14 protein-coding genes are annotated in these 15,052 nt (G+C 63.1%); 9 read left to right on the top strand and 5 right to left on the bottom strand.

From position 1 onward, the window contains the following. Nucleotides 1-4 precede the first annotated feature (4 nt). The gene (locus ACFQ6Y_RS13135; protein ID WP_378633001.1) at nucleotides 5-946 is read right to left on the bottom strand and encodes an NAD-dependent epimerase/dehydratase family protein; all 942 of its coding nucleotides are present in this window, start codon (nucleotides 944-946) and stop codon (nucleotides 5-7) included. Between the two features lie 134 nt (nucleotides 947-1,080). On the opposite strand from ACFQ6Y_RS13135, the gene ACFQ6Y_RS13130 reads away from it, so the two are divergent. Together ACFQ6Y_RS13130 and ACFQ6Y_RS13125 are read left to right on the top strand one after the other, a co-directional pair. Continuing rightward, nucleotides 1,081-1,776 (top strand): TetR/AcrR family transcriptional regulator, encoded by a 696-nt coding sequence (locus tag ACFQ6Y_RS13130; protein ID WP_378632998.1) that lies wholly within the window; start codon nucleotides 1,081-1,083, stop codon nucleotides 1,774-1,776. A 54-nt stretch (nucleotides 1,777-1,830) separates the two neighbouring features. Next, the gene (locus ACFQ6Y_RS13125) at nucleotides 1,831-2,436 is read left to right on the top strand and encodes a YqgE/AlgH family protein (protein ID WP_054831849.1); all 606 of its coding nucleotides are present in this window, start codon (nucleotides 1,831-1,833) and stop codon (nucleotides 2,434-2,436) included. Nucleotides 2,437-2,702: 266 nt separating this feature from the next. On the opposite strand, the gene ACFQ6Y_RS13120 is transcribed toward ACFQ6Y_RS13125, so the two are convergent. Next, a complete protein-coding gene (locus tag ACFQ6Y_RS13120) occupies nucleotides 2,703-3,683 on the bottom strand; it encodes a bile acid:sodium symporter family protein (protein ID WP_003942582.1) in 981 nt (326 codons plus the stop codon). 4 nt (nucleotides 3,684-3,687) lie between these two features. After that, entirely contained in the window at nucleotides 3,688-4,857 is a 1,170-nt protein-coding gene (locus tag ACFQ6Y_RS13115) for an MFS transporter (RefSeq protein WP_378632990.1), read from the bottom strand. Between the two features lie 162 nt (nucleotides 4,858-5,019). On the opposite strand from ACFQ6Y_RS13115, the gene ACFQ6Y_RS13110 reads away from it, so the two are divergent. After that, nucleotides 5,020-5,715 (top strand): FadR/GntR family transcriptional regulator, encoded by a 696-nt coding sequence (locus ACFQ6Y_RS13110; RefSeq protein ID WP_378632985.1) that lies wholly within the window; start codon nucleotides 5,020-5,022, stop codon nucleotides 5,713-5,715. Here the strand turns inward: ACFQ6Y_RS13110 and ACFQ6Y_RS13105 are convergent. Together ACFQ6Y_RS13105 and ACFQ6Y_RS13100 are read right to left on the bottom strand one after the other, a co-directional pair. Next, nucleotides 5,684-6,643, bottom strand: coding sequence for a DUF1648 domain-containing protein (locus ACFQ6Y_RS13105; protein WP_378632980.1), 960 nt, complete (start codon nucleotides 6,641-6,643; stop codon nucleotides 5,684-5,686). The two genes, ACFQ6Y_RS13110 and ACFQ6Y_RS13105, sit on opposite strands and share 32 nt — an antisense overlap. 5 nt (nucleotides 6,644-6,648) lie before the next feature. After that, the gene (locus tag ACFQ6Y_RS13100; protein ID WP_378632977.1) at nucleotides 6,649-7,143 is read right to left on the bottom strand and encodes an SdpI family protein; all 495 of its coding nucleotides are present in this window, start codon (nucleotides 7,141-7,143) and stop codon (nucleotides 6,649-6,651) included. A 101-nt stretch (nucleotides 7,144-7,244) separates the two neighbouring features. Between ACFQ6Y_RS13100 and leuS the strand changes: the two genes are divergently transcribed. From leuS to ACFQ6Y_RS13070, 6 genes are all read left to right on the top strand, one after another. Further along, entirely contained in the window at nucleotides 7,245-10,091 is a 2,847-nt protein-coding gene (gene leuS, locus ACFQ6Y_RS13095) for a leucine--tRNA ligase (RefSeq protein ID WP_378632973.1), read from the top strand. A 323-nt stretch (nucleotides 10,092-10,414) separates the two neighbouring features. Then, nucleotides 10,415-11,863, top strand: a complete 1,449-nt coding sequence (locus ACFQ6Y_RS13090; RefSeq protein WP_378634337.1) for an MFS transporter — start codon at nucleotides 10,415-10,417, stop codon at nucleotides 11,861-11,863. A 63-nt stretch (nucleotides 11,864-11,926) separates the two neighbouring features. Beyond that, the gene (locus ACFQ6Y_RS13085; RefSeq protein ID WP_378632969.1) at nucleotides 11,927-12,607 is read left to right on the top strand and encodes a hypothetical protein; all 681 of its coding nucleotides are present in this window, start codon (nucleotides 11,927-11,929) and stop codon (nucleotides 12,605-12,607) included. A 65-nt stretch (nucleotides 12,608-12,672) separates the two neighbouring features. After that, entirely contained in the window at nucleotides 12,673-13,047 is a 375-nt protein-coding gene (locus ACFQ6Y_RS13080) for a nuclear transport factor 2 family protein (RefSeq protein ID WP_276117230.1), read from the top strand. A 1-nt stretch (nucleotide 13,048) separates the two neighbouring features. After that, nucleotides 13,049-14,005, top strand: coding sequence for an alpha/beta fold hydrolase (locus tag ACFQ6Y_RS13075; protein ID WP_378632966.1), 957 nt, complete (start codon nucleotides 13,049-13,051; stop codon nucleotides 14,003-14,005). 33 nt (nucleotides 14,006-14,038) lie between these two features. Continuing rightward, nucleotides 14,039-14,995: an SMP-30/gluconolactonase/LRE family protein gene (locus tag ACFQ6Y_RS13070; RefSeq protein WP_378632963.1), complete on the top strand. Its 957-nt coding sequence runs from the start codon at nucleotides 14,039-14,041 to the stop codon at nucleotides 14,993-14,995. Nucleotides 14,996-15,052 lie beyond the last annotated feature (57 nt).

Genomic DNA, 15,052 nt, shown 5'->3' with positions numbered 1-15,052 from the left:
CACTTCAGGCGGCAGCGGCGCGAGCCTGTTCCTCGCGCCACCAGGCGACGGTCTCTTCGGCCGCCTGATCGAGCGGCGTCGGCGAGAGTCCGAGCAGCACTTCGCTGGCGCTCGAATCCATGACGAACGGCTTGGTGAACTGGTAGTTCATCTCCGCGAGTTCACGGCTGTCGGTGTTGATCTTGCCGACGGCGTCGAGCACCCAGGCGGGCAGGACGCCCACCTTGGCGGGGGACGCCCCGGCGGCGCGGGCGAAGGCCTCGGCGATCTTGCGTTGGGTGAGCGCGGGGCCAGTGGGCGCGTGGAGGACGGAGTTCCAGAGTTCGGGGTTGTGTGCTGCCGCGATCATGGCTGCTGCGAGATCGGGAATGTAGGTGAACGAGTGTGGCTGATCTGCGGAACCGATGACTCGAATCTTCTTACCTGCCATGACCTTCGGAACCATGCGCTCACCGGCGTGGGCGGTGCGGACGCGGGGGCCGAAGAAGTCCGAGGCCACGACGCTGACGGTGGGTGTTGCCGAGGCCTCGCGAGCACGCAGCAGTGCGGTGCGCACTCCGCGCTTGCCGCCAGTGGCATTGCGCGGGTCGGATTCGGTCATCAGGGTGTCGGAGTTGTAGGCGTAGAGGCTTTCGGGAAAGACAACGACGGCGCCGATGGATGCGGCCGTGTCGAGCACAACCTTCTCGGCCGCCGGGAGTTCCCTCTCCCAATCGGCTGCGTTGTAGGCGGCGTGGATGCAGTGGTAGATCGCCGTGGCGCCCTCGCTGACCGAGCGCAGGGCCTCGGAATCCGAGACGTCGACGCGTCGACGTTCGATCAGCGGGTGTTCGGGTCCGCTGCCGGACCTGGTCAGGATGCGGACGTTGATTCCCTGCTCGGCGAGCTGTAGCGCGACGGCTGATCCGACGGGTCCTGCTCCGGTGACGATTTCGAGGTTCGACATGGTGTGCTCCTTCTCGTTTCGGATGAACTGAGAGCACTGCTCTCGTTTTCAAGAATGCACCCGCGCTCCAGTGCTGTCAAGAGCAGTGCTCTCTTTTGTTGATACTGCTCTCGGGAATGGGGCAAGATGGACTCATGGTTGGAACTCCCCGTGAGCGGGCGCGCGAACAGACCCTGCAGGACATCACCCGGATCGGGCGCGAGCATCTTGCTGCCGTCGGCGCTGCAGCCTTGTCTCTGCGGGCCGTCGCACGTGATCTGGGAGTCGTGTCATCAGCGGTGTACCGCTATGTCGCCAGTCGCGACGAACTGCTGACCTTGTTGGTGGTGGACGGGTACACGGAACTGGGCGCGGAGGTAGACGCCGCCGTGGATGCCGTTGCAGCAGAGGACTTTCGCGGGCAGTTCATTGCGCTCGGGCGCGCCGTCCGGAGCTGGGCGATCCGGGAACCGGCCCGCTACGGTTTGCTGTTCGGAAGCCCCGTCCCCGGTTACGACGCTCCGGGCGAGCAGACCACCGGCCCTGGCACCCTCGTCGTGACCCGGCTGATCGGGATCATCGACGCCGCCCATCGCGCGGGTGCACTCACGGTGCGAGAGGGCCCGGACCTGAGTGACACGCTGGCAACGGACCTCGAGGGAGTGCGGAGAGAACTGGGTACCGACCTGCCGCCGGATGCCGCGGTACGCGCAACTCTCGTCTGGGTATCGCTGTTCGGTTCGGTGAACTTCGAGGTGTTCGGGCAGTACGGAAGCGATACCTTCACCGATGCGAGTGAGATTTTCGAGCGGCATCTGGCACTCCTTGCCGATGTGGCGGGTCTGACCTGAACACGCCTGTGTCTGCGTTCCACTGCATGCAGTCGTCGGTGAGATGATGTCTTTGTGGCGCACGCAGAAGAACCCGAGGATCGAATGGCCTGGATAGAACCGGAGGTTCGTCCGGGCAGTTTGTTGGTGTCGTCGACCGATCTCACGGAACCTGCATTTCGCCGCACCGTCATCTACATGATCGAGCACAACGACGCCGGGAGCTTGGGCGTCGTCGTCAATCGGCCGAGTGAGACGGCCGTGCAGAACGTGCTGCCGCAGTGGTCGCCGCTGACCGCGCATCCTTCGGCGCTGTACATCGGTGGACCCGTCAAGCGTGACTCGGCGTTGTGCCTGGGCATTGCTCGAAACGGTGCACGGATCGACGGCGTCGCCGGCCTGCGGCGGGTGGACGGCAAAGTTGTCATGGTGGACCTTGACTCGGATCCGGCGGTCATCGCGCCCCTGGTCGAAGGGATCCGCATTTTTGCCGGTTACTCGGGTTGGACTCTGGGGCAGCTTGATTCGGAGCTCGAGCGTGAGGATTGGATGGTGATCAGCTCACTGCCGTCGGATGTGCTGACGCCGCCGCGTGTCGACGTCTGGGCACGGGTGCTACGACGCCAACCGCTCCCCGTGGCAATGCTGGCCAGCCACCCCATCGAGGTTGAACGGAACTGACCTGTCGGAGGTCGATGATATTCCTGTGTCATCGTTTTCGAGAGAGGTGGCAGCAATGATCGTTGAGCGTCAGATCCAGTGCGCAGATTGTGTTTCGGATGTCGATCACTGCCACGATTCTTTGCTGCGACATGCCGACGGATCACTCGAATGCACCGGCGTGAACTGCGTCGACTTGGCATCGGTCCGCCACGCGTTGTTCATCGATTGTGCTCAACTGCAGGGTGGTTGTGGCTGTGTCGATGCGACCCGAGACGAGTTGCTCGCTAGCTGACGCTGACCGGATCCCGATTCGCGAAGCGTTGCGCCATCGCAGCACAGACGATCAGTTGGATCTGATGGAAGATCATCAGCGGCAACACGATCAGGCCGACGGGCTGGCCGGCGAACAGCACAGCCGCCATCGGTAGGCCCGTTGCCAAGGACTTCTTCGACCCGCAGAAGATGATGACGATCTGATCGGGAAGATCGAACCCGAGCTTGCGCCCCGCGAGAGTGGTCACGCCGAGAACCAGCGCGAGAATCAGGCAGCACACGATTGTGAGGATCACGATCTGCCAGATCGTGATGGTGCTCCAGATTCCCTCCTTCATGCTTTCGCTGAAGGCGGCGAAGACAACGAGGAGGATAGATCCGCGATCGACGTACTTGGTGGGTTCTGCGTACTTCTGCAGCCATCCGATCACCAGCGGGCGGATCAGCTGACCGACGATAAACGGGATCAGCAACTGCACGACGATGTCGAGGATCGACGAGAAGTCGACTGTCGCCTGGCCGGTGGTGTTCATCAGCAGAACCACCAGCAGCGGTGTGACGAAGACGCCGATCAGGTTGGAGAACGACGCACTGACGATCGCGCCTGCGACGTTCCCCTTGGCGATCGAGGTGAACGCGATCGAAGACTGAACCGTCGACGGAACCAGGCACATGTAGAGGATGCCCGTGTAGAGCTCGTCGCTGATCAGGGTCGGCGACAGGAATCGCAGTGCTAGGCCGATCAGTGGGAACAGCACGAACGTCGCCGCGAGGACGACGGTGTGCAGTCGCCAGTGCTTGACGCCCTTCCACGCCTCCTGCGGCGAGAGTCGTGCGCCGTAGAGCAGGAACAGGAAGCCGATGGCGATCTTGGTGGCCCAGTTCAGAATGCTCTCCGCGGTACCCGATACCGGGAACACACTTCCGAGCACGCCGGCGATGATGATGCCGAGGATGAACCCGTCGATGTAGAACCTGCTGAGAAACTTCACCTGGTTAAGGATAACGGCGTGCTCGGGCGGGCTCTCGAGCCCCACGAAGGTTGAAGCCCATCACGGCCAGGCACAGCAGCGTTCCGATGATCGACAGCTCGATGATGGCCGTCTGCATTCCCTGGATCGTGATGGCGATACCCGCGATGATCGACGGGATCGCCAGTCCCGCGTAGCTGACGGTGAAGAACGCGGCCAGAACTCCGCCGTGGCTCTCGCGGGCGTGGGTTCGGGCGGCGGCGTTGACGCGCTTCATTCCGCCGGCAAAGGCCAGACCGTGTCCGGCACCGACCACGACGGTGATGACGCTCAGCAGTGCCAGGCTCGGGACGAGGTCGACCACGAGCAAACCGATCATTCCGAGGGCGAGGATTCCCAGGCCGACGGTGACGGACGTGCGCGGGTCCATGCGACTTCCGCCGAGTTGCGCGATCACCGAACAGATCATCACCAGCGCAGCCGCCCCACCGCCGAGTAGAAGGTTGTCGATGGTCAGCAGGTCGGTCATCCATGACGGGACCACCGACTGGAAGAGCCCGACTGCGCCCCACGACAGCGCGACGGCGAGCGAGCTCAGCCAGAACGTCTCTCGGATGGCGGCGGGAACATGTGGCATCTGGAAGAACCGCTTCGGGCGTGTGATGTCCCCGATCCGCGGCAGCAGCAGCAACACGATCAGTGCCGGGATGAACGCGACGAGGAAGATCAGATACGGCAACCGCAGAGGTTGCGGAAGATACTGGGCGATCGCACCGGACACGAGTGGTCCGAGTGCACCGCCCAACGCGCCCGTCACCGTCGAGACGAGCGCGGCCCGTCGGTGATCGAACTTCGGTTCCTGCTCCACCAGCGCGGCACTGCCTGCGGCACTGGCCGCGCCCACCGCGATTCCCTGAGCGACACGGCCGACGAACAACCACACCGTCGCGTCGGCGAATGCCAGAACGAGCGTGCCGACGACGCTCAGTGCGAGTGCAGTAAGGAGCACGGTGCGCCGGCCGAGGGCGTCGGACAGCGGTCCGAAGAACAGCAACGCCGGAACTAGGCCGGCGACGTAGACGCCGTAGATCAGCGTCTGGATGGTGGGCGTGAATCCGAACTCGGTCCGGTACAGCCCGTAGACGGAGGTGGGCATGTTCGCGCCCAAGAGGATCACGGTGAGGACGTAGCCCACGCCGTAGAAGTGTCGATTGGTGCGGCGTGTGCGTTCTTCGTTGGCGACAGCTGTGGCGGACGTGGGAAGCCCCTCCTGAAGACAGAGTGCGAAAATACATGGGTCGTCCTACGTATCGTAGGTGAGTGGAATGATCGCCGCGAATGCTGTGAGGATGAGTAGATGACCGTTGTTCGCAAAGAGTCCGCGTATGAGCAATCCCTCGACTGGATGCGCACGCAGATCTCAGATGGCGTCTGGACAGTGGGCAATCGTGTTCCGACCGAGCCGGAGCTGATGAGTGTTCTCGGCGTCGGCCGGAACACCGTGCGCGAAGCGATCAAGACATTGACCTCGACGGGAGTTCTCGAGATCCGTCGCGGATCAGGGACCTTCGTGCGCGCTCGGACCGACATCGGCGGACTGCTCGGCAAGCATGCGTCCGTGGACGAGATGAAATACGTCTTCGAAGTGCGTCGTGCGCTCGAGATGGAAGCAGTCCGCTTGGCGTGTGAGCGTCGCAACGACGACGACGTCCGGATACTTCGTGAGCTGGCCGCCAAGCGTGACCTCCCGGCCGAGAACTTCGTCGACGTCGATCTCGCGTTTCACATTGCCGTCGTCGATGCCGCCCACAATCCCGTGCTGAAAGATCTGTTTGCCGGAATCCTCGAAACCGTCCGCGCCACGTACGAGGTGACCGAAGGGGTGCATCCGCCGTCGCTGACGTCGGCACATCATCAGGGAGTCGCCGAAGCCATTGCCGAACGCGATGTCACCAAAGCCAGAGCGGCGGCATGCGGGTATCTCGAGAAGACTCAGGAAGCGATCGGTTCGGGCTCGGCGGCTACCGAGACCGGGCGTCGGCCAGTCGGTTGAGGGACCCGGCGATGTCTTCGGCTTTCGGCGTCGTGATCGTGAGTCGGTCGCCACTGGCGAACGTGATGACCACCGCGGGTCCGGTGCGGGTGACGACGCCGTAGTTGCGACGACCCTTGGTCTTGACTCCCCAGCCGCCGAAGTCCGCGAACGGTTTGATCTCCGCGACGTCGGCGCCGACAACTTCGTCGATGTCGTAGGTCATCGCAGCCATCCCCATGTTGATCACCCGGATCTCCCGGTCGTCGACGATCACCCGGAAGCGAACCAGGCTGACGACGAGCAGGCCGAGTGCCCCGAAGATGAACAGCGGCCAGAGTGACCGTGTCCCCAGCGCCATGACAACTCCGGGCGACAGAGTGATCGCCGTGAGGATCACCGACCCCTTGGCGCTGAATCCGACGTCGTCGGAGATAGGAAGAGGGCCGCTGCTTCGCGGCAACCCAGCCGAGGGTGTGGTCGTGGCAACCGTGCGGACGCGGTAGTCACGCAGGAACGAGGCGCCCATCCACCCCAGCACCCCGCCCACGCCAAAGCCGACACCGATAGACCACAGCGGGAGTGACGTCGTGGACGGATCGGCGACATCGAGTTGGTTGTAGAGCAATGCGAAGTTCACGCTCGTGATGAGCCCGACCACGCTCAGCCCGACGACCAACATGAATCGACGCATCATCAACATCGCGGGTGCAAGAGCGGCAATCGCGCTGAGACCCCCACCGAAAAGCAGGGTCAGAAGTGCAATCGTCCATGCGTTGGCCGACGGGGTGGAGAAGCCGTCCGGCGAGGTGGTGGTCCAGTGAGTTGCGATCTGTTCCGGGAGGCGAGGCTCCCAAATCTTTGTCAGGACGAAGCCGAAGACCGCACACAGCAGCGGAACCACTAGCCCGAATACGACCCCGGCCGGGTCGATCACGCGATGTTTCACGTGAATCAATGAGCCGGCTGGCAAGCATCCTTGAGCGCGCAGGCACCGCAGGAAGCGGTACCGCAAGCGGCAGCGTTCGCCTTGGCATCGGGGGTCTCTGCCACCGGCTCGTCTGCGGCGGGCTCGGAGTGGCCGCCGCAGTTGCAGTCGTTACCGCATCCGCTCTGCTGCGGGAGTGCGGCGGCTGCGCGCGCGCCGATGCCTCCACCGAAACCGGCAGTGAGGACGGCGACGACGACGGCGATGATCGCGACTGCGACACCGAAGACTCCGCCGATGGTCAGTGCTGCGACTCCGCCGATGACCAACATTCCGGCGGCCGCGAGCATGGTCGGACCGGCCACCTTGTTGGCGAGAGCGAACGACTCATCGCTCCGCAGGGAATCCTCGGTGCGGACACCGGCCCAGCGGTTGCGCGGGAGTTTGCCGATCAGTCCGGCGACAGCAACTCCACCGACGGCGACAGCGAGCACGAATAGCACCACAGCGACAACGATCACCCATACAGGATAGGCGCGGGTGGAGTTGATGGTATGCCCGGGTCGCACAGGCTCTACCCTGGTTATCGGTATTTCCGTCAGCCAAGTAGATAGCGACCACAGTGACCGAGTCTCCGCAGTCCCCCGATTCACCAGCCGACGCAACTCCGCAGCACCGCTACACCGCGGAGCTCGCCGGCCAGATCGAGCAGCACTGGCAGGACCGCTGGAGTGAGGACGGCACGTTCAACGCGCCCAATCCGGTCGGTCCGCTCTCCTCGCCCGACGGTGTTCCCGCCGACAAGCTCTTCGTTCAGGACATGTTCCCGTACCCCTCGGGTTCGGGCCTGCACGTCGGTCACCCGCTCGGATACATCGCTACGGACGTCTTCGCGCGCTTCCATCGCATGCAGGGCCGCAATGTCCTGCACACCCTCGGCTACGACGCCTTCGGGCTTCCGGCCGAGCAGTACGCGGTGCAGACGGGTACCCACCCGCGGACCACCACCGAGTCCAACATCGCCAACATGAAGCGCCAGCTGCGACGCCTGGGTCTGGGTCACGACGAGCGTCGTAGTCTCGCGACGACGGATGTCGACTTCTACCACTGGACGCAGTGGATCTTCCTGCAGATCCATGGCGCCTGGTACGACAAGGAAGCCGGCAAGGCGCGTCGTATCTCCGAGTTGGAAGCCGAGTTCGATTCCGGTGAGCGCGCTCTGGAAGACGGACGCGAGTGGGCTTCGTTGGACGTGGCCGCGAAGGCCAAGGTTCTGGACTCGTACCGCCTTGTCTACCAGTCGGATTCGATGGTCAACTGGTGCCCCGGTTTGGGCACCGTGCTGGCCAACGAGGAAGTCACCGCCGACGGTCGTAGTGACCGCGGAAACTTCCCCGTGTTCCGTAAGCACCTCCAGCAGTGGATGATGCGCATCACCGCGTACTCCGATCGCCTGGTCGACGATCTCGAGTACCTGGATTGGCCGGACAAGGTCAAGGCCATGCAGCGTAACTGGATCGGACGCTCCTACGGTGCCGAAGTTACCTTTGCCGCAGGCGAGTACGGCGTCGATGTGTTCACTACCCGTCCGGACACGCTGTTCGGCGCCACCTACGTGACGCTGGCTCCTGAGCACTACTTGGTGGACAAGCTCGTCGCGGATGAGTGGCCCGAAGGTGTCGACGCACGCTGGACTGGCGGTGCCACGACTCCGGCGGAAGCTGTTGCTGCATACCGTAAGTCGATTGCCGCCAAGACCGACCTGGAGCGCCAGGAAAACAAGGAGAAGACGGGCGTCTTCCTCGGTTCCTACGCGGTCAATCCGGTTAACGGACACAAGGTTCCGATCTTCATCGCCGACTACGTTCTGACGGGCTACGGCACCGGCGCGATCATGGCAGTTCCGGGACACGATCACCGTGACTGGGAGTTCGCGAACGCATTCGGTCTGGATATTCTCGAAGTTATTGCCGGTGGGGATGTTTCGGAGGCTGCGTATTCCGGTGACGGTCCGCTGGTGAACTCCGACTACCTCGACGGTCTGGACGTGGCCGAGGCCAAGGCGACCGTCATCAGCCGCCTCGAGGAGAGCGGGCAGGGCAAGGGCACCATCCAGTACAAGCTGCGCGACTGGCTCTTCGCGCGTCAGCGTTACTGGGGCGAGCCTTTCCCGATCGTCTACGACGCGGACGGCAACGCACACGCTCTGCCGGATTCGGCTCTGCCCGTGGTACTTCCCGAGGTCGAGGACTACGCACCGGTGTCCTTCGATCCGGACGACGCCAACTCCGAGCCCTCTCCCCCGCTGAACAAGGCGACCGAGTGGGTCAACGTCGAGCTCGATCTCGGCGATGGTCTGCAGACGTACCACCGCGACACCAACGTCATGCCGCAGTGGGCTGGCAGCTCGTGGTACCAGTTGCGCTACATCGACCCCACCAACCAGGACGCCTTCTGCGACCCGCAGAACGAGGCGTACTGGACGGGCCCGCGTCCGGAACTGCACGGCCCCAACGATCCCGGTGGAGTCGACCTCTACGTCGGCGGCGTCGAGCATGCGGTGCTGCACCTGCTGTACTCGCGCTTCTGGCACAAGGTTCTGTTCGACCTGGGCTACGTGTCCTCGAGCGAGCCGTACCGCCGCCTGTACAACCAGGGCTACATCCAGGCATTCGCGTACACCGATGCCCGCGGCGTCTACGTGCCCGCAGAAGAGGTCGTCGAGCGTGACGGCAAGTTCTTCTACGAGGGCGCCGAAGTCAACCGCGAGTACGGCAAGATGGGCAAGAGCCTGAAGAATGCCGTTGCGCCGGACGAGATCTGCGCCGAGTTCGGCGCAGACACCCTACGTGTGTACGAGATGTCGATGGGTCCGCTGGACACCTCGCGCCCGTGGGCGACCAAGGACGTCGTCGGTGCTGCGCGATTCCTGCAGCGAGTGTGGCGCGTCGTCATCGACGAGGAGACCGGCAAGCCCCGTGTCACCGACGAAGCACCCGGTGAAGAGACTCTGCGAGCGCTCAACAAGGCGATTTCCGGTGTCATCGAGGATTACACGGCCCTACGCGACAACACGGCGGCCGCGAAGCTGATCGAGTACAACAACCACCTCACCAAGGCGTTCCCCGGCGGTGCGCCGCGTGCCGCTGTCGAACCGTTGGTGCTGATGCTCGCTCCCCTGGCGCCGCACCTCGCGGAAGAGCTTTGGTCGCGTCTGGGTCACACGGAATCCCTTGCACACGGACCCTTCCCGGCAGTCGAGGAGAAGTGGCTCGTGGAGGACACCGTCGAGTACCCGATCCAGGTCAACGGCAAGGTCCGCAGCCGCATCAGCGTCCCGGCGGATGCCGATCGCAAGGCTGTCGAAGAGATCGCGCTGGCCGACGAGAAGATCGTCGCTCTGCTCGAGGGCAAAGCGCCGCGCAAGGTGATCGTTGTGCCGGGCAAGATGGTGAACATAGTTCTGTAGGGCCTTCGGCCCCTGTGCGCCGTTTTGGTAGCTACCGCTACCGAAACGGCGCACAGTCGTATCTGGAGCCAATCAGTCGTTGTCCTGATTATCCCGCTCCGCGGAACATTCCGTAGCGCGCGTTCGAAGCGAGGGCTGTGATGCAGGTAACACGTTACCGAGATCGGTAGCTGTCGTTCCATCGCACTTCCCGGCAAGGCCCCCGTCGACGGTATTCGACAGGGGGTCAATCGAATTCGTAGGTGTCCCGAAAGGATCTTCCAGCCATGGCGTCTCATGTCCACAGCGACGGTTCGTCTCCCAGTTTGCCCGAACCGACATCGATGCCGGAGCGGTGGACTCCGCGACTGGTGTTCTCCCTGGCGTCGATTGTTCTACTTCTCGAGATGCTCGCAGTGAGCTACATGATGATCTCCACTGCTCTCCCTGCCATCTCGGTGCACTATCAAACGACGCAGGGAGCCTGGCTGCTCACGTCGTTCCTGCTGCTGGGCGCGGTCGCGTCTCCGCTGCTCGGCAAGCTCGCCGACATGTACGGCAAAAGAAAAGTCCTGCTCTTTGCGGTCGCCGGCGCGGCGGTCGGATCGTTCATTTCGGCGATAGCGCCGAGCTATGCCGTCTTGATTCTGGGCCGGTCCCTGACTGGTCTGCTCGTTCCCTGCCTGTTCCTGAGCTACTCCCTCATACGAGATGTTTTCCCGCCGAAAACTGTTGCCTTGGCCGTCAGTATCGCGACTTCCGGTATGGGTTTGATCGCGATCCCGGCGCCGTTCCTCACCGGTTGGCTGATCGACAATCACGGTTTCCGGAGCATCTTCTGGTTCTTCGTCATCGGGTTGGTTCTCCTTGGCGGCATGATCTTCGCTTCGACGGCGGAATCAGCTGTGCGACTGCGCTCTTCGCTGGACCTGATCGGCGCGGTATTGCTCGGATCGGGCATCGCCGGAATTCTGATCGGCGTCAGCTTCGGACCGACGTGGGGCTGGAAGAACGGTTCGACACTGGCCTATCTGATCGGCGGCGTCGCACTGCTGGCGGCTTGGGTTGCCTCTGCTCGAGCCATCCGTGAGCCTTTGATCGACCTGCGCTACTTCGGTAAGCGTTCGGTGATGCTCACCGCCGTCGGTGCCGGGTTCTGCTACGGCGCATCGGGAGTCTTCACGATTTTGCTGCCGATGATGGTGATGACCCCCGCAGTTCTCGGCCTGGGATACGGATTCGGCGTCACGGCAGAAGGATTCGCGATCTTCCAGGCACCGCTTGGTGGCATGGTGGTGGTCGGTGGCTTGATTGTGGGCTTCCTCGTGGGACGCAACATCCGACCGCGTCTGCTGATGATCACCGGAATGATCCTCATGGCAGTCGGATTCACCTTGACGGCCACCATTCACGACAACAAGCCGCTGCTCATCATCTTTGCCGGAATCTTCGGTGTCGGTATGGGTATGGGCTACGCCTCCATCCCGAACCTGCTCATCGAAGCAGTGCCGCCGCAGTTGCAGGCAACCACGGCGAGCATGGTTGCGGTCTTCCAGAGCATCTTCCCCGCAGTGCTTCCCGTCATCGCCTTCACGGTCTTGAACTCGCACATCGCAATGGCGATGGAGGGCGCTGTGTTCTACACCGACGAGGGCATGCGCATCGCGTTCCTGATCGGCGCTGCTGCAGCAGTTCTCGGCGCGATCGCGGCTGTGTTCCTGCCGCGAAACATCGTTCAGATCGGTGTAGAAGACGGCGCGGCTCAGGAGACGTCCCTCCTACCGGCTCACTGATCGGAAATGCTGCGCGTGTAGATCCGGGCTGACAGGATTGGGTGTACCGACGAAAGGACTCCCATGACGTTCGCGGATCTGGCCGGCGATGAACTGTGGAGTTACCTGATGGAGCGTTCAGGACTGCCCGGCCCGCGCGCGAACCTTGGGCTCATGCTCGAGTTCGCGCGCGGCGCCGATGACGACGACATCCTGCAGGCGGCGGAGTCCGAAGACGAATACATCCGCTGCTGTGGGATCGTCGGGCTCGGATTCATCCTCGTTCGTTCGCGCGACAAAACTGTTCTGGACAGTCTGACGGAGGCAACCACCAGTGCGTCGTGGCGAGCACGTGAAGCTGCCGCGATGGCCGTTCAAGCGGTAGGTGACTCGGATCCGGAGTTGTTGCGGACGATCATCGAGAAGTGGGCACGCTCCACCCATCCATTGACGCTGCGCGCAGCCGCTGCCGGGATCTGCGAGCCGCGGTTGCTCAAGGACAAGGCCAACGCTGCGCTGGCCGTTCAGGTGTGCCGAGACGCTACCGAGTGGATCGTCTCGCAACCAGCTGATGCCCGTCGTGAAGCCGACACACGCACTCTCCGGCAGGCGCTCGGATACTGCTGGAGCGTCGCGGTCGCAGCGGATCCGAAGAATGCACTGCCGACGTTTGTCTCCCTGGAGGCGTCGGACGACACAGATGTCGTCTGGATCGTGCGGGAGAACCGGAAGAAGGCTCGCCTGCGCAAGGTGCTCGAAACCTGACCCGTGGATCAGGGCCGTAGGTTATCCTCAGAATTAGAACCTGTTCTAACTACGAGGGGTAGACCATGGCACCGTCCGCAGAGGTAATCCGCAAGACCGTCGACGCCTACATCGAGACAGTTGCCACGGGCACTGCTGCCCAGGTTGTGGCCCTGTATGCCGAGGGTGCAACAGTCGAAGATCCGGTGGGCACCGACGTGCGTACCACCCGCGAGTCCATTCTCGAGTTCTACTCCGTGATCGAGAACTTCGACCAGGAAGCTCACCTTCAGACCCTCCGCATCGCCGGAAACGAAGCGGCATTCCACTTCTCGCTGATCACCAAGCTCGGCGAGCAGACCCTGACCATCGCACCCATCGACGTCATGACCTTCGACGACGACGGCAAGATCCTGTCGATGCGCGCATTCTGGAACCAGGAAGACATGATCACCTCCTGATATGACGGTGAAGACGATTGATGTCGACGGATTCCGTTGGCAGATTGACGATTCCGGTTCTGGGACGGCTGTGGTCATGTGTCACGGCTTTCCCGGCCTCGGGTACAGCTATCGGCATCAGTCGACAGCGTTGGCGGAGGCGGGCTTTCGAGCGATTGCGCTCGACATGCCCGGTTACGGCGGCACGACCCGCCCGGAGGCCGTCGACGCCTACACCAACGACGCTGTCGCGAACCGGATGATCGGCCTACTCGACGCCCTCGGAATCGACAAGGCGGTGTTCGTCGGTCACGATTTCGGCGCTCCGGTCGCGTGGACCACCGCTCTGCGCCACCCGGATCGTGTTGCGGGGCTGGTCTCGTTGGCAGTCCCGTATGCGCCGGACAGGTTCCCGGCCAAGCCCTCGACGATCTACGCCGCCATGGCGCGCAAGCACTTTCTGCACATTCATTATTTCCAGGAACCGGGTGTCGCGGAGCGCGAACTCGACGCCCGCCCACGTGAATTCCTTCAGCGGCTCTTTCACGCTTTGTCCGGGGCTTACCGGTACCTCGACGTCTGGAAGAACCCGTCCGAAGGCAACGGCTACCTCGACGTACTTCCCGAGGCGCCTGCGCTGCCCTGGTCGTGGCTCACCGAGGACGACCTGGACGTTTATGTAAAGACCTTTACTGCAACAGGTTTCACCGGAGGGTTGAACTGGTACCGAGCGTACGACGCCAATTGGGAACGCAGCGCGGATCTGGACGGCGCGCACGTCAACGTCCCGACGCTCTTCGTCGCGGGTGCCGAAGACCCGGTCATCGCGATGAGCGGTCCCAAGGCACTGGACCGAATGAAGGACACCGTCCCCGACCTGCGGGGTGTACATCTCCTCGGCGGTGCGGGGCACTTCGTACAACAGGAACGCGCCGGCGAGGTCAATGAACTTTTGATCTCTTTCCTTCGGACTCTCTAGGCGAAATCGGGCAGAGGGTCTAGCGTTGCGCAGATGCGCACCCAGATCTTCGATCGCGGTATTCGTGTTGGTATCACCGGTGCTCTTGTTGCCGGTTCGCTTCTGGCTCTGGGCGTGTCCGGTGCCGCGGCCGCTCCACTCTGTCCGGGATCGTCGCCCGCGATACTCAGCGCTCAGATTCCGGGCGCGGCTCTCGAGGGTGTCACGGTGGACGGACAGGGCCGCCTGTACACGACGGACCTGGTGAGCGGGCAGATCTTCCGCGTCGATGCGCCTGGTCAGGCTGCAGTTCCGATCGCGACGGTTCCCGGCGGTGCGGGCGCACTCGCGTGGAGCCCGGACGGTTCACTGCTGGTGGGTACCGGAGCAAACGCAAGTGTTCTGATCGGCGATCTGACGCGGGCTGCGTCGGTCGCCCGGGTCGACGTGAACTCGGGTGCAGTGACGCCGATAGCCGGTGGTCTGAGCGCTGCAAACGGCCTCGCCGTCGCGCACGACGGAACAATCTACGCCACCAACGATTTCGGCGCGCTGATCGGAAAGGTCAGCCCAGGCGGTGCCGTCGACCCGGCGTGGGCAACCTTCCCGAGTGCAAACGGCGCTGCCCTGAGTGCCGATAATCGCTGGCTCTACGTCTCGCGCACGTTCGCAAACCCGGGTGTCAGCCGCATCTCCGTCGACAATCCGGGATACTCGGAGTCGTTGGTCGACCTCGGTGGTTTCGAAACCTTCTCTGCCCCAGATGGTTTGACCTTGGACTCGCGAGATCGCGCCATTGTCCCCACGGACATCAGTGGTGAGGTGTGGCGTATCGACGGCCCCGGCCAGTACTGCTCGCTCACCAGCGGACTGCAGGCGTCGAGCGTGTTGACCTACGGGCGCGGCAATTCCGGTTTCGCGGCCGGGCATCTCTACCGGGCCGGGTTCGACGGAAAGATCTTCGAGATTCCGGCGGGCTTCGACTCGGGCGCCCAGGCCGCAACACCGTAACGCGACACCCTGTCTCTACTTACCCACTACTGATGCCGGGACTGCCGGAATCGTCCA

Source organism: Rhodococcus sp. NPDC056516 (genome assembly GCF_042794655.1).
Classification (GTDB): Bacteria; Actinomycetota; Actinomycetes; order Mycobacteriales; family Mycobacteriaceae; genus Rhodococcus_F.
The sequence above is the reverse complement of the archived record's forward strand: the minus strand, read 5'-3'. Positions and strand labels throughout refer to the sequence as shown.